Here is a 16,550-nt window from a genome sequence, read left to right as displayed (position 1 = left end):
AGTTCCTCGTATCCGCCGTGACGGTATTTCCGCAACCATTTTTTCAGACAGCAGAAACTCAAGTCGTACTTGGCGACGGTTTCCGCATAAGATAGCGATTCCTTGAGGACCGCGTCAACAGCAGCCTTTCTTAACGCAGGCGTGGAACGGACGTTCTTCTTCCTTTCCGTTTGCCAAACGCCAGTCTGCCGATACAGCCGAATATGGCGCTTGATTTCAGACAATTCAAGACGCGTTAAACGCGATATGGAAGGAGAGTCATAGCCTTCCATGTGAAGCTTGTAGGCTGTAGCCCATTCTTCTTCAGTGTGTTTTTTATACATGAAAACCCCGAAAGTTATGTCCAACTTTCGGGGTTCACATCATTGTAGGTGGTTTTCTTTTTTAGAGCGGGAAAAGGGATTGTTGGCAATCAGTCCCCGCTTCGCGGCTGGACTTTGACCCTTCGGGCTTGCGCTCCCTGCGTTCGCGTCAAGCGCATAATTTGCCTCCACGGGCTTCGCCCACGAGTCAAATTATGCGGCCCTTCTTCTCGGGTCCTCGTCTAATTCTGTGTATAAAACAAAAGAGCCTAGCTTGACACTAGGCTTTTTGTTTTAGAGCGGGAAAAGGGACTCGGACCCTCGACCCCGACCTTGGCAAGGTCGTGCTCTACCAACTGAGCTATTCCCGCGGGGTGACCCAATTATAGAAATAAAAATTCCAATTGTAAAGGGGGTAGGGTGAAAAAAGTTATATTTTTTGCGTTTAACAAGGTTGTTCATGTTCGGTATTTATATTCACGTTCCATTTTGCGCGAAAATTTGCGATTATTGCGACTTTCGTGTGATGCCTGCGAATGCTCGGCTGTTCGAGGAATATGCGGGTTTGCTGGAACGTGAAATCCGTGCTTTTGCGGCGGCGCATCCGATATCGCATTCTGGGTCTCCTCAAAACGTTCTTTCGCAAGCGCGAACGCTTTATCTCGGCGGTGGAACGCCCTCGATTTTGCCGAGCTCATGCTTAGAGCGAATTTTCGCGGTGCTTGAGGATTGTGGCGTTCGCGTGGATTCGCTTGACGAAGTCTCGATGGAATTCAATCCGGAATCGTGTACCGAAGAATCTGTGCAGACCGCGCTTTCGTGCGGTGTGCGGCGCTTTAGTCTTGGACTCCAGACGTTTTCGCAGTCGCTGCTGGACCGCATTGGCCGCAGGCACACGGTGGAACGAGGCTTTGATGCTTTGCGTTTGTTGACCTCGCTTCCGCGGGTGAAAGTCTCGGCGGACTTGATGTTTGATTTGCCGGGGCAATCGGTAGAATCATTCTTGAACGATGTGGATTGCTTGTCTGACTTTCCGCTGGGGCACTTGAGCTTTTACGGATTGAATGTGGGCGAGCGGACGCTTTTGGGCGGTCGCGTATCGCGTGGTGAAGAAAAAATAGATGAGAGTTTGTACGAACCAATGTATCTCGGTGGCGTCGAGATTCTTGAGAAAAAAGGCTTCGCGCGTTACGAGGTTTCGAATTTTGCTCAGCCGGGTGACGAAAGCTTGCACAACATGAACTACTGGAATCGCGGCGAGTACATCGGCTTTGGGCCGGGCGCGCACAGCTATTTTGGCGGTCGCCGTTTCTGCGCTCCAGAAATGTATCCGCGTTGGCGCGATTACGTGAATGCGGGCTCGCCAGATGATTCGTTGACATACGATGATCTGGATAAAGATGATATTTTGACGGAACGCGTTTGGCTTTCACTACGCCAGCGCTCTGGACTCGATTTGAGTGCTCTTGCTGCTGACGGAATTTCTGTTTCGCCGGAAGGCTATGAACAATGGGTCGAGAAAGGTTTTGCGACGCTCGATAGCGGAATCTTGAAGCTCGTTGGCCGTGGCTGGATTTTTATGGACAGCATTGTGACTGACGTGCTGAATGCCTGCCGGTAGCGCTTTCTTCATAAAAAGGAGATGCCCTCCCCATACGCGGATCATGACTACTAAGCAGCATAGCTGCAAGTAGTCAAAGACGTTGGAGCGGGGCATGACAAGTTTTGCGTTTGGAAAAGGGGTCCAGGGGGCGGAGCCCCATGCGTCGTAAGGCGGTGATTATTTATTAATCGCCGCCAAGAACGCGTCTTTCTTTTCTTGCAAGAAGTCCTTGCTGTTGTACTTGCGAATACGGCGGAGAGCTTGGTCGCGCAACTGACGCACACGTTCGTGGGAGATGTTCATGGATTCGCCCACTTCGCGGAGAGTCTGCGGAGCTTCCTGGTTGATGCCGAAAATGCCGGTGATGACTCGGGCTTCGCGTTCCGGGAGCTGCTCCATAAGGTCGCGAGCCAAAGCTTCGACGCTCTGAATTTCGGAATCGGCTTCCGGGTTCGATGCGCCACTGTCCGGGAGGACTTCGGCGTAAGTAGCCTTGGAGTCTGCCTTGAGCGGGCTGTCAAACGAAACACCGCGCTGACCGATCTGGATCAATTCACGGATTTCTTCGTTGATTTCCTTACCGCGGGACTGTTCGTGCAAAGCCTTGCGCACACGGAGGTGCTGGTTTGCCGGCAAGCGGATAAGGTTGCCCTGTTCGTTAATAGCACGAGTGATATACGCCTTGATCCACCAAACGCCGTAACTGATGAATTTAAGACCACGGGTATGTTCGAACGATTCGATAGCGCGGACGAGGCCCATTGCGCCTTCGCTGACCAAGTCCGGAAGCGGAATCGGGCAGCCACGGTACTGGATGGCGACCTTCAAAACAAAGCGCATGTTTGCAGAAATCAATTTTTTACGGGCGATTTTGTCGCCTTCTTTTGCTTTCTGGAAAAGAATCTGTTCTTCTTCGCGTGATAGGGGTGCGGTACGACGGATGTCTTCTAAGTATCTTTTGAGAGTGGTATCGGTAGAATCAATATGCATTTTAAAAACCTTGCCCTTATAATATCGCTTTTTTAAAGCAAGTTGCGTGCCAATTGTGTAAAATTTTCCAAAATTTTTACAAAAAGTCCTTTATTGAACCGATTTGCGGTTTTGTGAGCTGCAAATGGGTGGTTTTGATGTCTTGTTTTTGTAAAATTGTCGTGAAAATATAACAAATTTTTCAAAACGTGACAAATTGAGCGCGACGATTTGCTCTATCCGAATAAAAAGTGTAAAGCCCAGTGTTTCATTTTGGAATACACCGTTGACCAATGACTACTGACTAATGACCCGCTTCTAACTTCCTGCTTCCTACTTCCTACTCTCATTTTTTCATATATTATCCCCGTTATGTCTATTAAAGAGCCCGATCAATCCGTATGGAACCGTTTTTGGCAGCGCAAGAACGACATGGACAAGGTCTATCCGTCTTCGCCGTCTATTATAGAAGCTATTAAGAAGAATTTTAAGCTCGAGGGCTTGAAGGTGCTGGAGGTTGGCGCCGGAACTGGTCGCGATAGCGCCGAACTTGCTCGCCTTGGTGCCGATGTTTACGTTCTCGATTATGCTGAAAATAGCCTTAAAATTGTGAATTCGCTCCGTGAAAGCGAAGATCTCAAGAATTTGCACTTGGTTCGCGGCGACGCGTTCAAGTCCCCGTTCCCGGACAATACTTTTGACTTGGTTTTCCACCAGGGCCTTGCCGAACATTTCAAGGATTCACTCCCGCTGATTCAGGAAAATTACCGCATTGTCAAACATGGCGGTTGCTGCCTTTGCGACGTTCCGCAGACGGTACACCCGTACACGATTATCAAGCATATCTTGATTGCTATGGACAAGTGGTTTGCCGGTTGGGAAAAGCAATTCACGATGGGGCAACTCAAGAAGCTCATGCGTGATGCTGGCTTTGAATGTATTTACGCTTATGGCGACTGGATGCGTCCGAACCTTTACTACCGAATCCTTCGTGAACTTTGCTTCAAGTTCGGTATTGAACTTCCGAAGTATCCGCTCGACGGAACGGCTTACCAGAAGATTAAGGACAAGATTTTGGATAGCCTCCAGTCTGTGCCGGTGATGCACTACACGCAATTGTGCATTGGCGTAATTGGTCGTAAACCTTAGGTGTTTGCTTGAAAATCCTCGTCGTAAATTATCGGGATCGCATGCATCCGGCTGCCGGCGGCGCCGAAAAGCATTTGCATCGCATCTTCTCTAAGATTGTAGAAATGGGTCACACCGTGGTCCTGTTTACGACGATGTTCCCGGGCGCCAAGGAACGCGAAGTTGTTGATGGAATTCAGGTTGTCCGCAAGGGTGGCGATTTGATGTTCCAACTCACGGTAGCGCTGAATTTGAAAAAGCTCGACCGCGAATTCAACTTTGACGTTGTTGTTGAAGATTTGAACAAGTTACCGGTCTTTGCCCACTGGTTCGTCCGTAAGCCGCTCTTGGTGCAGATGCATCATTTGTGGCGAAAGTCGATTTTCTCCGAAGCGCTTTTCCCGATTGCATTTGGCGTTTGGTTCTTTGAACGCATCATTCCGTTCTTTTACCGCACGCAACCGTTTGTTGTTGTTAGCCCGAGTACCAAGAAAGAACTTGCAGAAATCGGCGTGGACGAAAGTCGAATTTCCGTGATTTATAACGGCTCGGAAATGCCTTCGGTGACTGTGCCGCTCGCGACAAGTGTCGCGGAATCTCGTGAAAATGTGGCTGGCGAAAGTGCGCGAAACCCGTATTTCATTTGGCTTTCGCGCGTGCACCGTTACAAAGGCATTTGGACGGCGCTTGAGGCGTTTGAAATTTTTTCGAAGAAACATCCCGAAGTCCAGTTGAAAATTGTGGGCGGCGGTCCGCTTTTGAAAAAGCTCCCGGCTTGGATTAAATCGCACGGCCTGGAAGGCAAGGTGAAACTGACTGGCTTTGTTCCTGCTGCTCGCAAGTACGAATTGCTTTCGTCTTCGCTCGCTCTGTTGCAGACGAGCTACAAGGAAGGCTGGGGGCTCACGGTGATGGAAGCGGCGCAGCTCTGCAAGACGACGATTGCGTCGGATGTGCCGGGACTGCGCGATAGCGTCCGTGACGGCGAGACGGGAATTCTGTTCCCGTCGGGAGATGCGCCCGCGTGCGCTTCTGCAATGGAAAAAATTTATGACGATGCTGAATTGCGTGCAAATCTCGGTCGAAATGCCAAGCGTTATGCGCTCACGTTCAGCTGGGAAAAGTCTGCTCGCGAAACTTTAGAATTGTTGGAACGTACGGTTGAGGGTGGCGTACGAAAATGAAATTGAATCCGAAGCTCAAGTCGCTGATTATTTTTTGTTTAAAGTTGGTGGTTACTCTTGTCCCTGCTTACTTTGTTTATCGAAACATTGTGAGTGACCCGGAATGGAGTGTCGACGACATTTCCAACTTGTTCAAGAACAACAGTGTGTTCCCGCTTGTGCTTGCGCTCCTTTGCCTTGCGGTCTCTAACTTTACGGCTTGCTACCAGTGGAAGTTGCTGCTCGAAAAACAGGGCGTCCACATGAAGTATGGACAGCTACTCAAGCTTTATCATGTGGGGCTGTTCTTCAATAACTTTATGCCGGGAAACGTCGGTGGCGATGCCAAGAAGGTTTATGACATTCGCGTGCAGGGCGGTCAAGATACCGTTGGTGCAGGTTTTACTGCAACGGTGTTCGATAGGTTGTTCGGTCTTTTCTTTATTACGTTATTTGCGCTTGCAGTCGGTGTATTGTTCTTTGTGCATGACCCGGAACAACGTGCGTTCATGTGGCCCTCGGTTTGGATTTTCATGGGCTTCTGTGTGATGTTTGCGGGACTTTTAAGTCGTCGCATTGGTCGATTCTTTTGCCGCATGGCAGGGATGGTTTTGCCCGAAAAAATCGAGACGCGTTTGTTGCGCATGTTTGAACGGTTCCAGAAGTTCCGCTCCAAGAAACTTTGGATGAACATTGTTTGCCTTTCGATGGTTACGCAGTCGCTTCGCATTTTTGTCCATTTCTTCTGCGGAATTGCCGTTGGCGTGAATCTCTCGATGTCGTGGTATTTCTATTACATTCCGCTTGTTGCAATTGTGAGCGCGCTCCCGATTTCGATTGGCGGGTTTGGTCCGCGTGAATTTTTGGCACAGTCGCTTTTTGCGCGTGCGGGCGTGCCCGGTCTTGAATCGGTGGTAATTCAGTTGCTCGCTTATTTTGTAAGTTTGATATTGAGCTTGTTCGGAGCTGTCATATTCTTGATGGGGCAGAAACCTGTGTCGGCAGAACCCGCGAAGAACGCTCAATAGTTTGCTATATCCGTTTTCTATATCATTTGCTATATGAATAGGCACTAAAAGGAGTGCCAACACTGAAAGGAGATGCCCGGTCGGTGCCGGGCATGACAATGCGCTTTTACGGGCATGACAAATTTCAGTATGTATTACTATGGATGTAGAAAAGCTTTTGGTCGGGCTGAACTCCGACCAGCGTGCAGCGGTGTTGCACGATCATGAAAAGAATGGACAACTTTTAATTTTAGCAGGGGCGGGCTCGGGAAAAACTTCGGTTTTGACCAAGCGAATTCAGTATCGCATTTTGTGCGGTGTGCAACCGGAAAAAATCCTTGCGCTTACGTTTACGGCAAAGGCTGCCGCCGAAATGCGGGAACGCGTGCAAAAGCTGTTCCCGAATGCGGGCGTAAGACTTTGTACGTTTCATTCGCTCGCTCTGTTTATCCTCAAGTCGAAAGTACCTATTAAGTTCACTGAGCAACGCCGAAGTGAACTTGATTCTTGTGATTCTGTTATACGTGATGAAAAGTGGCGATCCCGGAATAAATCCGGGATGACAAGTGAAGAATGTTCTTGCCCTGCGTACGAGCTTGTTGGGTTCAAGAAAATGCCTGTGCCGACAGAGGCTGCCGACAAATCCTTTATGCAGGAACTTGCGAAAGTGGGCGGTCGAAAGTTCCGGTTTTCGCGTGAAGAACTTTTTTCAGACGCGTATCCTTCATCGCTTATTAAAAAACTTGAGCCATTGCGTAATCGTGTTTTGGAATCGGGTCAAGTCGTTTTTGAAGACCTTATCTATCAGGCGATAAACTTGCTCGAAAATCACGAGGAGGCGCGCGCCTATTTCCAAAATCAATGGTCCGAAATTCTTGTCGATGAATATCAAGATATCAATCCGTCGCAGTACAGGCTTGTCAAGGCTTTGCTCGGAAATCGCAAGTCTCTCTTTGTCGTGGGCGATGATGACCAAGCCATTTACGGATTCCGTGGGGCTGACATTGGAAACATAAACCGATTCCGCGATGACTTCAAGGAGAGCTCGCTTATTCGTTTGGAATGGAATTACCGCTCGGTCGCAAACATTTTACATTTTTCGAATAAGATTTTTGAAAACAAACCCATCCATTTGCGGAAAGTCTTGCGGGCGGGTAACATGTGTGGCTCTGGAGGTTCACCCATTTTCAAGGAAAACCGTGAGCCTGAAATTTGGGTGAGCGAAAATCCTGTCGAGGAAATGCAAAAAATTATCACGAGTATCAAATTGCTTCGCGAAAGCTATGACCTCCAATGGAAAAACTTTGCAATTCTAGTACGCTATAATAGGCAGCGCCTATACTACGAAGAAGCGCTTCGCGATGCTTGCCTTCCGATTGCTGGGGATATGGAACATTTGTCGGGGGAGGGATTGGAGGGTGGCGAACCCGTCGAAGACGGAATCCATGTCGAAACGGTCCATGCGTCCAAGGGCCTCCAGTATGCCGTGGTCTATTATGCGGGAATGTCCGAGGGGCTTACGCCGGGAACATGCTCGGGAACGCGCGAACAACGCAAAAAACAGCTGGACGAGGAACGTCGATTGTTCTACGTCGGGGTGACTCGGGCTGAATCTTTCTTGGTTTTGCTATATTGCAAACGTAGGTATTGGAAAGGGCGCCTTGCGAAACTTAAACGGTCTCGTTTTTTGCCCAAGGAAAAATCAAAAGCTGAGATTGATATGCCTGTTATTTTATTTAGAATATTTGCTGCTGCAAGAATACTCCTCTTTATGCTTGAGTATATTGTGAAAATTGCGTTCATGTATGTTTTCCGCCGCAAGGACTTGGATACTTGGCTTGAAGAGAAGGTCCAGAAATTCTCAAGGTTCTGCATGCAGGCAATCCGTGTGGATTTGACAATCGAAGACCAGGCTCAGCTTGCCAAGGTGGATTGGACCCGTCCGGTGTTCGTGATGGGGAACCATCGCTCGTATCTGGATATCCCGATAGCATTCCTTGCCTTGCAGCGTACTGTGGGTTTTATTGCGAAAACGCAGTTGCAGCGCATTCCGATTTTGAACTTCTGGATGCACAAGCTCGGTTGTGTCTTTATTAATAGAGAAAAAGGCGGCGGCGCCGAAATTATCCAGAAGGCGGTACAGTCGGGTAAAATGCCGAGACTGTTTATATTCCCAGAAGGCACTCGCAGCAAGCGCGAGGGAATGGTTGCTTTCAAGAGCGGTTGCTTTAGACTTGCCGTTGAAGCGAATGCCATTATATTGCCTATTGTGACGAGAGGTTCCGATGAAGCTTGGGAGCACCGCAAAGGGTGCAAGCACCGTCCGGTGAATGTGAAAATCCTTGAACCGATAGATACGGTTGAATTCAAGAAGACTCATGGCGGTGATGCAATGGACCCGCGTCATGAACTGCTCCCGTATGTCCGCAGCAAAATGGAAGAAGCTTATGATCGGCGTCTTTGATTCTGGATTTGGCGGATTGACCATTCTGCAGAAGCTCCGCCACACGCTACCGCAGTACGATTACCTGTACTTGGGGGATAATGCGCGTGCGCCGTATGGCTCCCGCAGTTTCGAGACGATTTACCGCTACACGCTCCAGTCCGTGCGTGAATTGTTCCATCGTGGGTGCCCGTTGGTGATTCTCGCGTGCAATACGGCATCGGCAAAGGCGCTCCGCAGCATCCAGCAGCAGGTGTTGCCGGTCGAGTTTCCGGACCGTCGCGTGTTGGGTATTGTCCGCCCGACCGCCGAAGAAATCGGCAAGTTCTCCAAAACGGGGCATATTGGCATTTTTGCAACGGCAGGGACGGTGTCTTCGAACAGCTACGTTCTTGAAATCAGCCACTTTTTCCCGGAACTGCATGTGACACAGCATGCTTGCCCGATGTGGGTGCCGCTGGTGGAATATGGCGAGCGAGGGACTGAAGGCTCCCGGTTCTTTGTGAAAAAGGACGTAGACCAGCTTTTGGCGGAAGACCCCGAAATCGATACGGTTTTGCTGGCTTGTACGCACTACCCGCTCCTCGAATCCGAAATTCGGGCCGCACTTCCACCGCACGTTCGCCTGGTTGTCCAGGGAGATATCGTCGCCGATAAGACTCTTGACTACCTGAAAAGACATGTGGACATGGAAAAACGCCTTTCAAAAGGTGGAAATGTTAAATATTTGACAACGGATACCGCAGAATTTTTCAAAAAAGGCGCTTTTCGCTTTGGAATGGAAGATATTTGTGCGGAGTCGTTGACTTTTTAATCCATAAATTATATTTTAATGGTTGTTACTGACGAACCGTACTCGGTCCGCTTGTATTCTTTTTAATTTTCGAACTTTAAACTGAGTGGATTTATAAAATGCCGAAAACACAGATCAATCTTGAGGGTTGGCAAGACTACCGTGGCAACATGGCCGGTAGCCTGCTTTATGTTGAAACTAGCCATCAGTCCGAAATGCCTGTACGCGACCAGCTGAATGAAAATGAAAAAGGTTTTCTCTATGAACCGAACTACGAAACCAGCACCTATGGTTTGATGAGCTGCTACAATGTGAAGGCGATTAACACGATTGTGAAGAGCAAGAGCCGTTACATTCTTTTCGGTACACGTTACGAAGGTTTGAGCGATTCCGAAATGCGCAACAAGTACCTCATCATGGGTTACATGCGTATCGATAAGATTAAGGATGTGCGTACCCGTCACGTGCAGCGCTACATGGCAAACCCGGAAATGGAAGAACCGGAATGCATGCAGATGGAACACAACTGGGCTGTCTACGGTCCGATGCGTTTTGTCTCTCTCGACGACTCTTTCGTGGTGACTGACGAAATCCTCAAGGAATGGGGCTACAAGGGCCATGCTTCTCGCCAGCTCAAGACCGTGTTCTCCAAGGATCACCTCGAAAAGATTTTGGCTCACTTGGATTCCAAGCAGGACATGATCGACGAATATATCGCTACCGTCGATGAATACAAGGAAGCTCTCGCTGAGGAATAATTCTTTTGCAGAATGTGAAATGGCCCGCGGATGCGCGGGCCTTTTTCGTATGCTTACAGGTCCTTGCTTTGTCTTCCCCGACGATTCTTTTCTTGTCATCCCCGACCTGATCGGGGACTAGAACCTGACGGAAATTCCGAGATGCGTGGCGAAGCCGTTGCGGAAGAGCAAGTCGGAGAGACCACCTTCTAGGGAACCAGCTTTGTCTTTGCCTGCTTGCGTTCCTGGTTGGCTGTTTCCGGATTGTCCCGACGGTGTTGTCGTTCCTGGTTCTGTGCTCTTGTTAGAGTTTTGGTCTTTGTAGTCGATGTAGAACGGGATGATTTGCGAGACTCCGTAAACGAGCGCGAGACTTATGGGCCCTTCTTTACGGACTTCACATTCGAGGGTGAGGACTGTTCCGATGGCGCTCAATTCCCTGAATGTTTTTTCTTTATAGCTGTTGATGGTGGCGAGGCGCGTTGTTTCGATGGTCTTGTCGATGTCGAGGTCGCCTTTGATCCCGAAGAAATCGAGCCCGATGTTTGGTGTGAATATGTAGCGCTTGCCGAGGTTCCAACGGTATGAACCACCGCCGAGTAATGCGGTTGTGCTCAAGTCGGCATCAACGCGGAATGTCTTTTGCAAAAAGGCGAACGAGAGGCCCTTGATGACTGAAGCGGGGAGCGCCCGGTTGGGCGCAAGCGTTTCGTAGAAACGATTGGGGTTGCTGCTCAACCTCCCCGCCAAATGCAGGTATTCGAGGCGTGTGCGGATTTTTTCCCATTCCCATCTGGCATTAAGCTTATGGAGAGTCGCATCTAGCGGCATGTACATAAACCGCTTGCGGCTTTCTTCGTTGTGGTAAATCCCGTAAAGTGTTGCGTTTGCGTTTGCGAATGTGTAACTTGCATCAAGGCGCGAATTGTGGAAATCGTACCCGTAGTTTGCATTCATGATTAGAACGCCTGCGGAATCCCTCACGTAATAGTCTTTGTCCGGATTGTGGGGAATTGTTTTCAGGTAGCCACCTGATAAGTTTATATGGTGTGCCGCAATGTTATATTCGGCAGAAAGTCCTCCGTAAAGAACATGGCTTGTCCAGTTTGCAGAAATGGAATTCACGATTTGAGTTTTATCATCGGGAATCCAGCTGATGTTTCCGAGTTCGATGGCTCCGCCTGCTAAAGTTGCCTTGACTTTAAAAAGGGAATCTTTAGGGTGGTACGAGAGAGTTGCCATGGCTGCCGGATAGCTATTGACGTTGACATCGAAAGAGATGTACTTGTAGTTTCCTTCGAATCCAGCGGTAACGATGTTTTGTGTATTCTTGCCTTTAATGCTCCATTCGTCGGTGTATCGTCCTTGGATTGCCGAATGTTGGAATGATGCGTAGACACCGTAATTATCGATTTTGAGAGAATCCCTTATGCTGCAGGACTGTGCTGAAAATTGCTTGTCGCTCAGGTGTAGCAAAAAAAGCCCGCCGCAATCGGCGAGCCCGGAATTGCTTGCTGCAAATGATAAATTTGCAGCAAGCCCAATTACAAGGGAAATTTTTTTTGAGCTTCTCACTACCAGTCGATACCGCTACTGCGAGATTCTGTCTTGAAAATTTGCCAGAACTTTTCTTGTGTCATGCCCGGGAAAACACCGCCAACGGTGATGTCGGGGAAGAAGATGAAGTTCTGCATTTCATCAAGCGTGTAGTTATAGAATTTTGCCTTTCTGTTGGTTTCTATTGCATTGGCTATAATTTCGTCTGAAACTTTCCCGTTCAGCAAGCCTTGAATAGAGATTGTCTTGTTGCCTGCCGGGTCGGTAAAGTAGAATACGTTAGGAATATATTCATCGTAAGGGATTGCGAATACTTGAACTCCATCTTGAATTTTGCAAACGGAGGAATTCAGAGTTACCGGAGCAAGGGTCTTTAAGATGGAAATATCATCGTTGCCATGATAGTAGTTGTCTGTAGCTTCGAAAGTGACTGTGCAATTGGTTGCTTTGGCAAAGAAGCATTGATAGACATAATGATCGTTGAATTCAGCATCGGCGCAGTATTCCGCAGTGCCCGCTGAATATCCACGTGTATATAAGTCACCGTAAAAGTAATCGACTTTTGTACTTTTTTCTATTTGTGCTCTTACGGCTTTGTTGATTTCGAATTCAGCGTAAGTATCTCCGCCCCAAAGTTGCGGTGCCCAATAGAATCCTTCTTCGGGAACGTTCCACAAGGAGTAATCATTGAACTTGTGGTAGGGAAGGTAATCTTGCCAGCCGTCAGTAATCTCGAAGAACTTGGCGATGTTTACCGTAATCTTGGATCCTGCCGGGAGTGTGATTTCAACACCGGTATGGAGTGCTTTACGGTAATGTTCCAAAGAGTCGATTGCTTTCTGGAAATCGCGTGCGCTTACGTCGGACATTTCGTCATCACCGACAATGTACGGGTCGTTCAATTGAGTCTTGATGCCATTTTTGGATTCTTCGATACCGTACTGGAGGCCTACTTCTACAAACTGAATTGCGGAATCTAGCAAGTTCGGGATGTCCCTATAGCGCGGTTTCCAATTGTCGTAAACAGTTGTGAAGGAGCTACCCTTGTCCATGAGGGATATGACATAGTCTGCAAAGACCTTGGTGTCGCCGTTGTATTTGTCGGCATCGGTCATCCAGTCGTATTTGCCGTTTGAAGAAATGTCAATGTTAAGGCTTGCGCCGAATGTGAGTACTGCCTTGGCAACGAACATGGTGGCAAGTGCCGGAGCGAATTCACCGCGGTCGAGCTCGAGTTCTCTGTTGTCAATCTTGTAGTGGCAGACGAAGTTGTCATCGCCAACGATGTTTTTCAAGTAAATGATGGCGGAATCCAAGGACGGAATGGCCGATGCCATAGCTTCTTGGCCCATGGTCGTAAGGTGCTTTCCGTCGCCTGCGATAAGGAGCTGGTTAAAATCTTCAACGCCCATATCGGCGATGTTCACCTTGTTGGTAACCGTGTCGATAAAGGACTTGATCTTGGTGTTGTTCATCAAGTCGGTAATGATGCTCAATGCATAGCCGAGTTGTGCTTCGCAGTTTGCAGGGTATTTGTCTAGAACAGACTTGAATGTGCTCTTGGTCTGGGCACTAATGGCTTGAGCGTTCTTGAGGTTGTTGTCACCCAATTCTTCCAAAACATCCTTGATGCTTGATTTTGCACTCTCTAATTGTGCTGCGACACTAGCATCTGTGACTTCTTGGCAGCTAAAAGCACTGAATGTAGGGGTGGTAGGCGTGTCGGCCGGCTGTCCAATGGTAGGGTTGCTGTCGGTACATCCCATCAGGAATGAACATGCTCCAATAGCAAGTGCAACAAGTTTATTGGATTTCCTCATAGAAACTCTCCTTCTTTTTGCGGAATAATATACAAAATTATTGTTACAGAACTAGAGTTTTTTTGAGAGATTTTATTTTGATTATTGTAGACAGCTTATTTTTTACGGGCCAAAAGTACAATTGCACCTTGCGCGGCCTGGAATAGCAATGGAATATAACCTAATAGCCCTGCAGATAAAACGACAGGAGCCGGAATTCCAAGAATTCCTGTGAATAACGCAACTTGAGTGCCTTCGCGGACTCCGATTCCGTTTAAAGAAACCGGAAGCATTGATACGACCGTGGTGATGCTTGTGAAAACGACCAAAATACTGATGTCGATATCGACTCCGACGGCACGGAAATAGGCATAGGCTATAAATAAAGTCAATAACTGTAGCCACAAGGAATCTAAAGAGGATAGCAAAACCTGCTTTTTGTATTTTCTGTATATAGATAGGCTTTGCTGAAGCTTTGTAATGAATTTAAGCTTGTTTGTGATTACTTGCGGAATGGGAACCTTGTCCGAAAATAGGCAGAGCGAAATGAATATGATACATGCGAGGGTCGCGATGGTCATAGTCAAGGTGTAGCTGAACGGAATTTCTGCCTTGTTTAGCGCAAACGGGAGTGCTATAAAGAAGCAAAGGAACATTGCAAGCAGGCCTTGTATGCGGGCGAGCAATACTGCGGAAACGGATTGGCTCGTTTGATTGAACTTTTTCCCGAATGCAAGTGATTTTACGGCATCGCCGCCAAATCCGGTCGGGAGCAAGTTGTTGAAAAAGTACCCCATGGCGGTGTAGGCGTAGTATGTCTTGAACGGGATTTCTGGACCTTGCACGGAAAGCCCTTTCCAGCGGTTTGCCTGAATGGCCATGATAAGCGTGGCGGCAACCAGCATGGCTACTATCCACGGGGTCATGCCGATATTCCAGTTCTTTATGACTTCACTTATAGGAATTTTGTAGAATATATAGGCAAAACCACCAACACTTACAAGAAGTTGGATAATTCGCTTGACAAAGAGCTTTGTACCAGTCTTATCGGTTGCCATTGTCCACAAAAATAGCATTTTTGCCTATAAAAATTTATATTTAAGAAAAAAGGTTTTTATGTATCGCAATAAGATTCGTTATGATGTAGCTACGCTTGTTCCCCAAGATGCCAAGAGCGTCCTTGAAATTGGGGCTGGCGCTGGAATGAATTATGTTATCTATCCCAAGGATTCTTACAAGGTCGCTATTGAGCCCGAAGAACGTACCGATGCGCAGACCATTGACAAGGTTCCCGGTGGATTCAATGAATATCATCACGGATTCTACGAGCAGTACACCGAAGACCGCAAGTTTGACTTGGTTGTCATGTGCGATGTTCTGGAACATGTGAATGATCCGGTGGACTTGATTAATTTCTGCAAAAAGCACTTGAATCCGGATGGCCATATTCTTGTGTCGCTTCCGAACTTTATTTGCATCGAAAATCTCCTCAAGATTATTATTACAAGGGATTTCCGCTACTTCAAGCCGGACGAAGGCGAACATGCGCTTGGCGTTCTCGATATCAACCACAAGACGTTCTGGACCAAAAAAAGCTTTGTGCGCTTTGCTAAAGAAAACGGTCTTGAAGTGGAACGTATTGTGGGTATCCGTAAGCAGCTCAAGTTCATGCCGAACTTGTTGAGCCATTCTTACTTTATCCCGTTCCAGTACGGATTCTTGACAAAACTCAAGAAATAGCGTTTTTGGAGCTATTTGTGTGATACGGCGAGTTCGGTGGCGACTCGCCTAATTTTTTCGGCACATTTTTCCCAAGTAAAATTGCTGACCCATTCCTTGATTTCAGCATCGTATTTGCCCTTGTCATCAATGGAATTTTCGAGGGCGCGGGCGATGCTTTCTGCGGATTTCGGGTCAAAATACTTGGCTACATTTCCGCCGACTTCGGGGAGCGACGATGTGTTGGAGCAGATGACGGGAGTTCCGCAGGCAAGCGCTTCTAGCACTGGGAGACCGAACCCTTCGTACAGCGAGGGCAATACAAAGAGGTCGGCGAGGTTATAAAAACTGACCAAGTCTTCTTGCGAAACCATTCCCGCATGGATTGTGAGGTTCTCGATTCCGAGTTCTTTTTCGCAAGTCGCTTTGGAGCGGCCGTCAAAAGCCTTCCCGACGAGCACTAGCCTGCAGTTTTCTTTGCCTTTCATTTGGGCAAAACCTTCCAAGAGCGTGTTCAGGTTCTTGTGCGGGAGCAGATTCCCGACGTAGAGCAAGATTTTCTTGTCGCGGGGAATGTTGAATTTTTCGTACAGGTAGTCGATTTCGCTAGGCGTTTTTTTGACAAATTCCTTGCCAACGCCAAGGGGGATGACCGTTATCTTGGATTCATCCATCTTGTAGAACCGCAACAGGTCGCGTTTTGTGCTTTCTGAAACGGTAATTATCTTGTCGGCGCGTTTGCTTACAAACCAAAAGATGAACTTGAAGTAGAGATGGACTAGCTTGAAAGGCAAGAATTCGGGGTAGATTAAATGCGTGAGATCGTGGATGGTCACTAGCATTTTGCCGCGGTAGAATAACGGTATGTTGCAGTGCGGAACATGCAATATTTCGGGCTTTTCGCGGTAGAGTGCTCGGTAGGGAAATCTCAGCTGTTCCTTGTAGCCGTAAATGCTACTGATAAAGGGAATGTGCTTTGGAACGTTGTCGTAAAGTTCTAGTTCCTTGGGGTCGCCAAGGGCAATATCGTAGCCCACATCCTTGAGCCAATGCTGGATACATGTGCCAATACCGGACTTGTTGACCATGCGGGCGTCTATTGCAACCTTATGGGCAATCTTATGGGCAATTTTATGGGTGGTATCGTTGGCAGTATTAATCATTTTAAGGATTCTTGTCGGTCTGTAGAACTTATTTGTACGATGGCAAATTACATTATTTCGTTCATGATATACAATACAGGTGTATCATAATGTCATAAAATTTTGGCTTAGTGTATCATGATGATTAAAAAAGGCTTTTGTAAACTGAAATATACATAAATAGAGCG

14 protein-coding genes and 1 tRNA gene are annotated in these 16,550 nt (G+C 47.8%); 8 read left to right on the top strand and 7 right to left on the bottom strand.

Going from position 1 to position 16,550, the window contains the following annotated elements; translation table 11 throughout:
* The coding region (locus BUA34_RS05015) for a helix-turn-helix domain-containing protein (protein WP_139255875.1) at nt 1–323 on the bottom strand (323 nt) is incomplete at its 3' end.
* A gap of 277 nt (nt 324–600) precedes the next feature.
* Nucleotides 601–673, bottom strand: a tRNA-Gly gene (locus BUA34_RS05010).
* A gap of 89 nt (nt 674–762) precedes the next feature.
* Between BUA34_RS05010 and hemW the strand changes: the two genes are divergently transcribed.
* Nucleotides 763–1,923 carry a radical SAM family heme chaperone HemW gene (gene hemW, locus BUA34_RS05005; RefSeq protein ID WP_072827629.1) on the top strand — a complete coding sequence of 387 codons (1,161 nt, stop codon included), beginning with the start codon at nt 763–765 and terminating at the stop codon, nt 1,921–1,923.
* A gap of 159 nt (nt 1,924–2,082) precedes the next feature.
* Here hemW and BUA34_RS05000 read toward each other — a convergent pair whose 3' ends face one another.
* Entirely contained in the window at nt 2,083–2,895 is an 813-nt protein-coding gene (locus BUA34_RS05000; protein WP_014545470.1) for a sigma-70 family RNA polymerase sigma factor, read from the bottom strand.
* A 351-nt stretch (nt 2,896–3,246) separates the two neighbouring features.
* On the opposite strand from BUA34_RS05000, the gene BUA34_RS04995 reads away from it, so the two are divergent.
* The 6 genes from BUA34_RS04995 to BUA34_RS04970 all read left to right on the top strand — a co-directional run bounded on the left by BUA34_RS04995 (nt 3,247) and on the right by BUA34_RS04970 (nt 10,166).
* Entirely contained in the window at nt 3,247–4,023 is a 777-nt protein-coding gene (locus BUA34_RS04995; protein ID WP_072827628.1) for a class I SAM-dependent methyltransferase, read from the top strand.
* Between the two features lie 8 nt (nt 4,024–4,031).
* Nucleotides 4,032–5,186, top strand: a complete 1,155-nt coding sequence (locus tag BUA34_RS04990) for a glycosyltransferase family 4 protein (protein WP_072827627.1) — start codon at nt 4,032–4,034, stop codon at nt 5,184–5,186.
* Nucleotides 5,183–6,193: a lysylphosphatidylglycerol synthase transmembrane domain-containing protein gene (locus BUA34_RS04985; protein WP_072827626.1), complete on the top strand. Its 1,011-nt coding sequence runs from the start codon at nt 5,183–5,185 to the stop codon at nt 6,191–6,193. The genes BUA34_RS04990 and BUA34_RS04985 overlap by 4 nt, the downstream gene beginning before the upstream one ends.
* A 139-nt stretch (nt 6,194–6,332) precedes the next feature.
* Nucleotides 6,333–8,636, top strand: coding sequence for a UvrD-helicase domain-containing protein (locus BUA34_RS04980; RefSeq protein ID WP_072827625.1), 2,304 nt, complete (start codon nt 6,333–6,335; stop codon nt 8,634–8,636).
* Nucleotides 8,620–9,429 (top strand): glutamate racemase, encoded by an 810-nt coding sequence (gene murI, locus BUA34_RS04975; RefSeq protein WP_072827624.1) that lies wholly within the window; start codon nt 8,620–8,622, stop codon nt 9,427–9,429. The genes BUA34_RS04980 and murI overlap by 17 nt, the downstream gene beginning before the upstream one ends.
* Before the next feature lie 98 nt (nt 9,430–9,527).
* A complete protein-coding gene (locus BUA34_RS04970; RefSeq protein ID WP_072827623.1) occupies nt 9,528–10,166 on the top strand; it encodes a hypothetical protein in 639 nt (212 codons plus the stop codon).
* Nucleotides 10,167–10,283: 117 nt separating this feature from the next.
* On the opposite strand, the gene BUA34_RS04965 is transcribed toward BUA34_RS04970, so the two are convergent.
* The 3 genes from BUA34_RS04965 to BUA34_RS04955 all read right to left on the bottom strand — a co-directional run bounded on the left by BUA34_RS04965 (nt 10,284) and on the right by BUA34_RS04955 (nt 14,559).
* Nucleotides 10,284–11,720 carry a hypothetical protein gene (locus BUA34_RS04965; RefSeq protein WP_072827622.1) on the bottom strand — a complete coding sequence of 479 codons (1,437 nt, stop codon included), beginning with the start codon at nt 11,718–11,720 and terminating at the stop codon, nt 10,284–10,286.
* Entirely contained in the window at nt 11,720–13,522 is a 1,803-nt protein-coding gene (locus BUA34_RS04960) for a hypothetical protein (protein WP_072827621.1), read from the bottom strand. The genes BUA34_RS04965 and BUA34_RS04960 overlap by 1 nt, the downstream gene beginning before the upstream one ends.
* Before the next feature lie 95 nt (nt 13,523–13,617).
* The gene (locus BUA34_RS04955) at nt 13,618–14,559 is read right to left on the bottom strand and encodes a lysylphosphatidylglycerol synthase transmembrane domain-containing protein (protein WP_072827620.1); all 942 of its coding nucleotides are present in this window, start codon (nt 14,557–14,559) and stop codon (nt 13,618–13,620) included.
* A 58-nt stretch (nt 14,560–14,617) separates the two neighbouring features.
* On the opposite strand from BUA34_RS04955, the gene BUA34_RS04950 reads away from it, so the two are divergent.
* The gene (locus BUA34_RS04950) at nt 14,618–15,241 is read left to right on the top strand and encodes a class I SAM-dependent methyltransferase (protein ID WP_072827619.1); all 624 of its coding nucleotides are present in this window, start codon (nt 14,618–14,620) and stop codon (nt 15,239–15,241) included.
* An 11-nt stretch (nt 15,242–15,252) separates the two neighbouring features.
* Here BUA34_RS04950 and BUA34_RS04945 read toward each other — a convergent pair whose 3' ends face one another.
* On the bottom strand, nt 15,253–16,383 hold the full coding sequence (locus tag BUA34_RS04945; protein WP_072827618.1) for a glycosyltransferase family 4 protein: 1,131 nt from the start codon (nt 16,381–16,383) through the stop codon (nt 15,253–15,255).
* Nucleotides 16,384–16,550: the final 167 nt, after the last annotated feature.

The organism is Fibrobacter sp. UWB12, assembly GCF_900142485.1.
Classification (GTDB): Bacteria; Fibrobacterota; Fibrobacteria; order Fibrobacterales; family Fibrobacteraceae; genus Fibrobacter.
This window is presented reverse-complemented; position numbering and strand designations above follow the sequence as displayed.

Bases quoted from the DNA above. Each gene is read 5' to 3' on its own strand.
- BUA34_RS04985 (WP_072827626.1), top strand. From the start codon at position 5,183: ATGAAATTGAATCCGAAGCTCAAGTCGCTGATTATTTTTTGTTTAAAG.
- BUA34_RS04980 (WP_072827625.1), top strand. From the start codon at position 6,333: ATGGATGTAGAAAAGCTTTTGGTCGGGCTGAACTCCGACCAGCGTGCA.
- BUA34_RS04960 (WP_072827621.1), bottom strand. From the start codon at position 13,522: ATGAGGAAATCCAATAAACTTGTTGCACTTGCTATTGGAGCATGTTCA.
- murI (WP_072827624.1), top strand. From the start codon at position 8,620: ATGATCGGCGTCTTTGATTCTGGATTTGGCGGATTGACCATTCTGCAG.
- BUA34_RS04945 (WP_072827618.1), bottom strand. From the start codon at position 16,383: ATGATTAATACTGCCAACGATACCACCCATAAAATTGCCCATAAGATT.
- hemW (WP_072827629.1), top strand. From the start codon at position 763: ATGTTCGGTATTTATATTCACGTTCCATTTTGCGCGAAAATTTGCGAT.
- BUA34_RS04995 (WP_072827628.1), top strand. From the start codon at position 3,247: ATGTCTATTAAAGAGCCCGATCAATCCGTATGGAACCGTTTTTGGCAG.
- BUA34_RS04950 (WP_072827619.1), top strand. From the start codon at position 14,618: ATGTATCGCAATAAGATTCGTTATGATGTAGCTACGCTTGTTCCCCAA.
- BUA34_RS04970 (WP_072827623.1), top strand. From the start codon at position 9,528: ATGCCGAAAACACAGATCAATCTTGAGGGTTGGCAAGACTACCGTGGC.
- BUA34_RS04955 (WP_072827620.1), bottom strand. From the start codon at position 14,559: ATGGCAACCGATAAGACTGGTACAAAGCTCTTTGTCAAGCGAATTATC.
- BUA34_RS05000 (WP_014545470.1), bottom strand. From the start codon at position 2,895: ATGCATATTGATTCTACCGATACCACTCTCAAAAGATACTTAGAAGAC.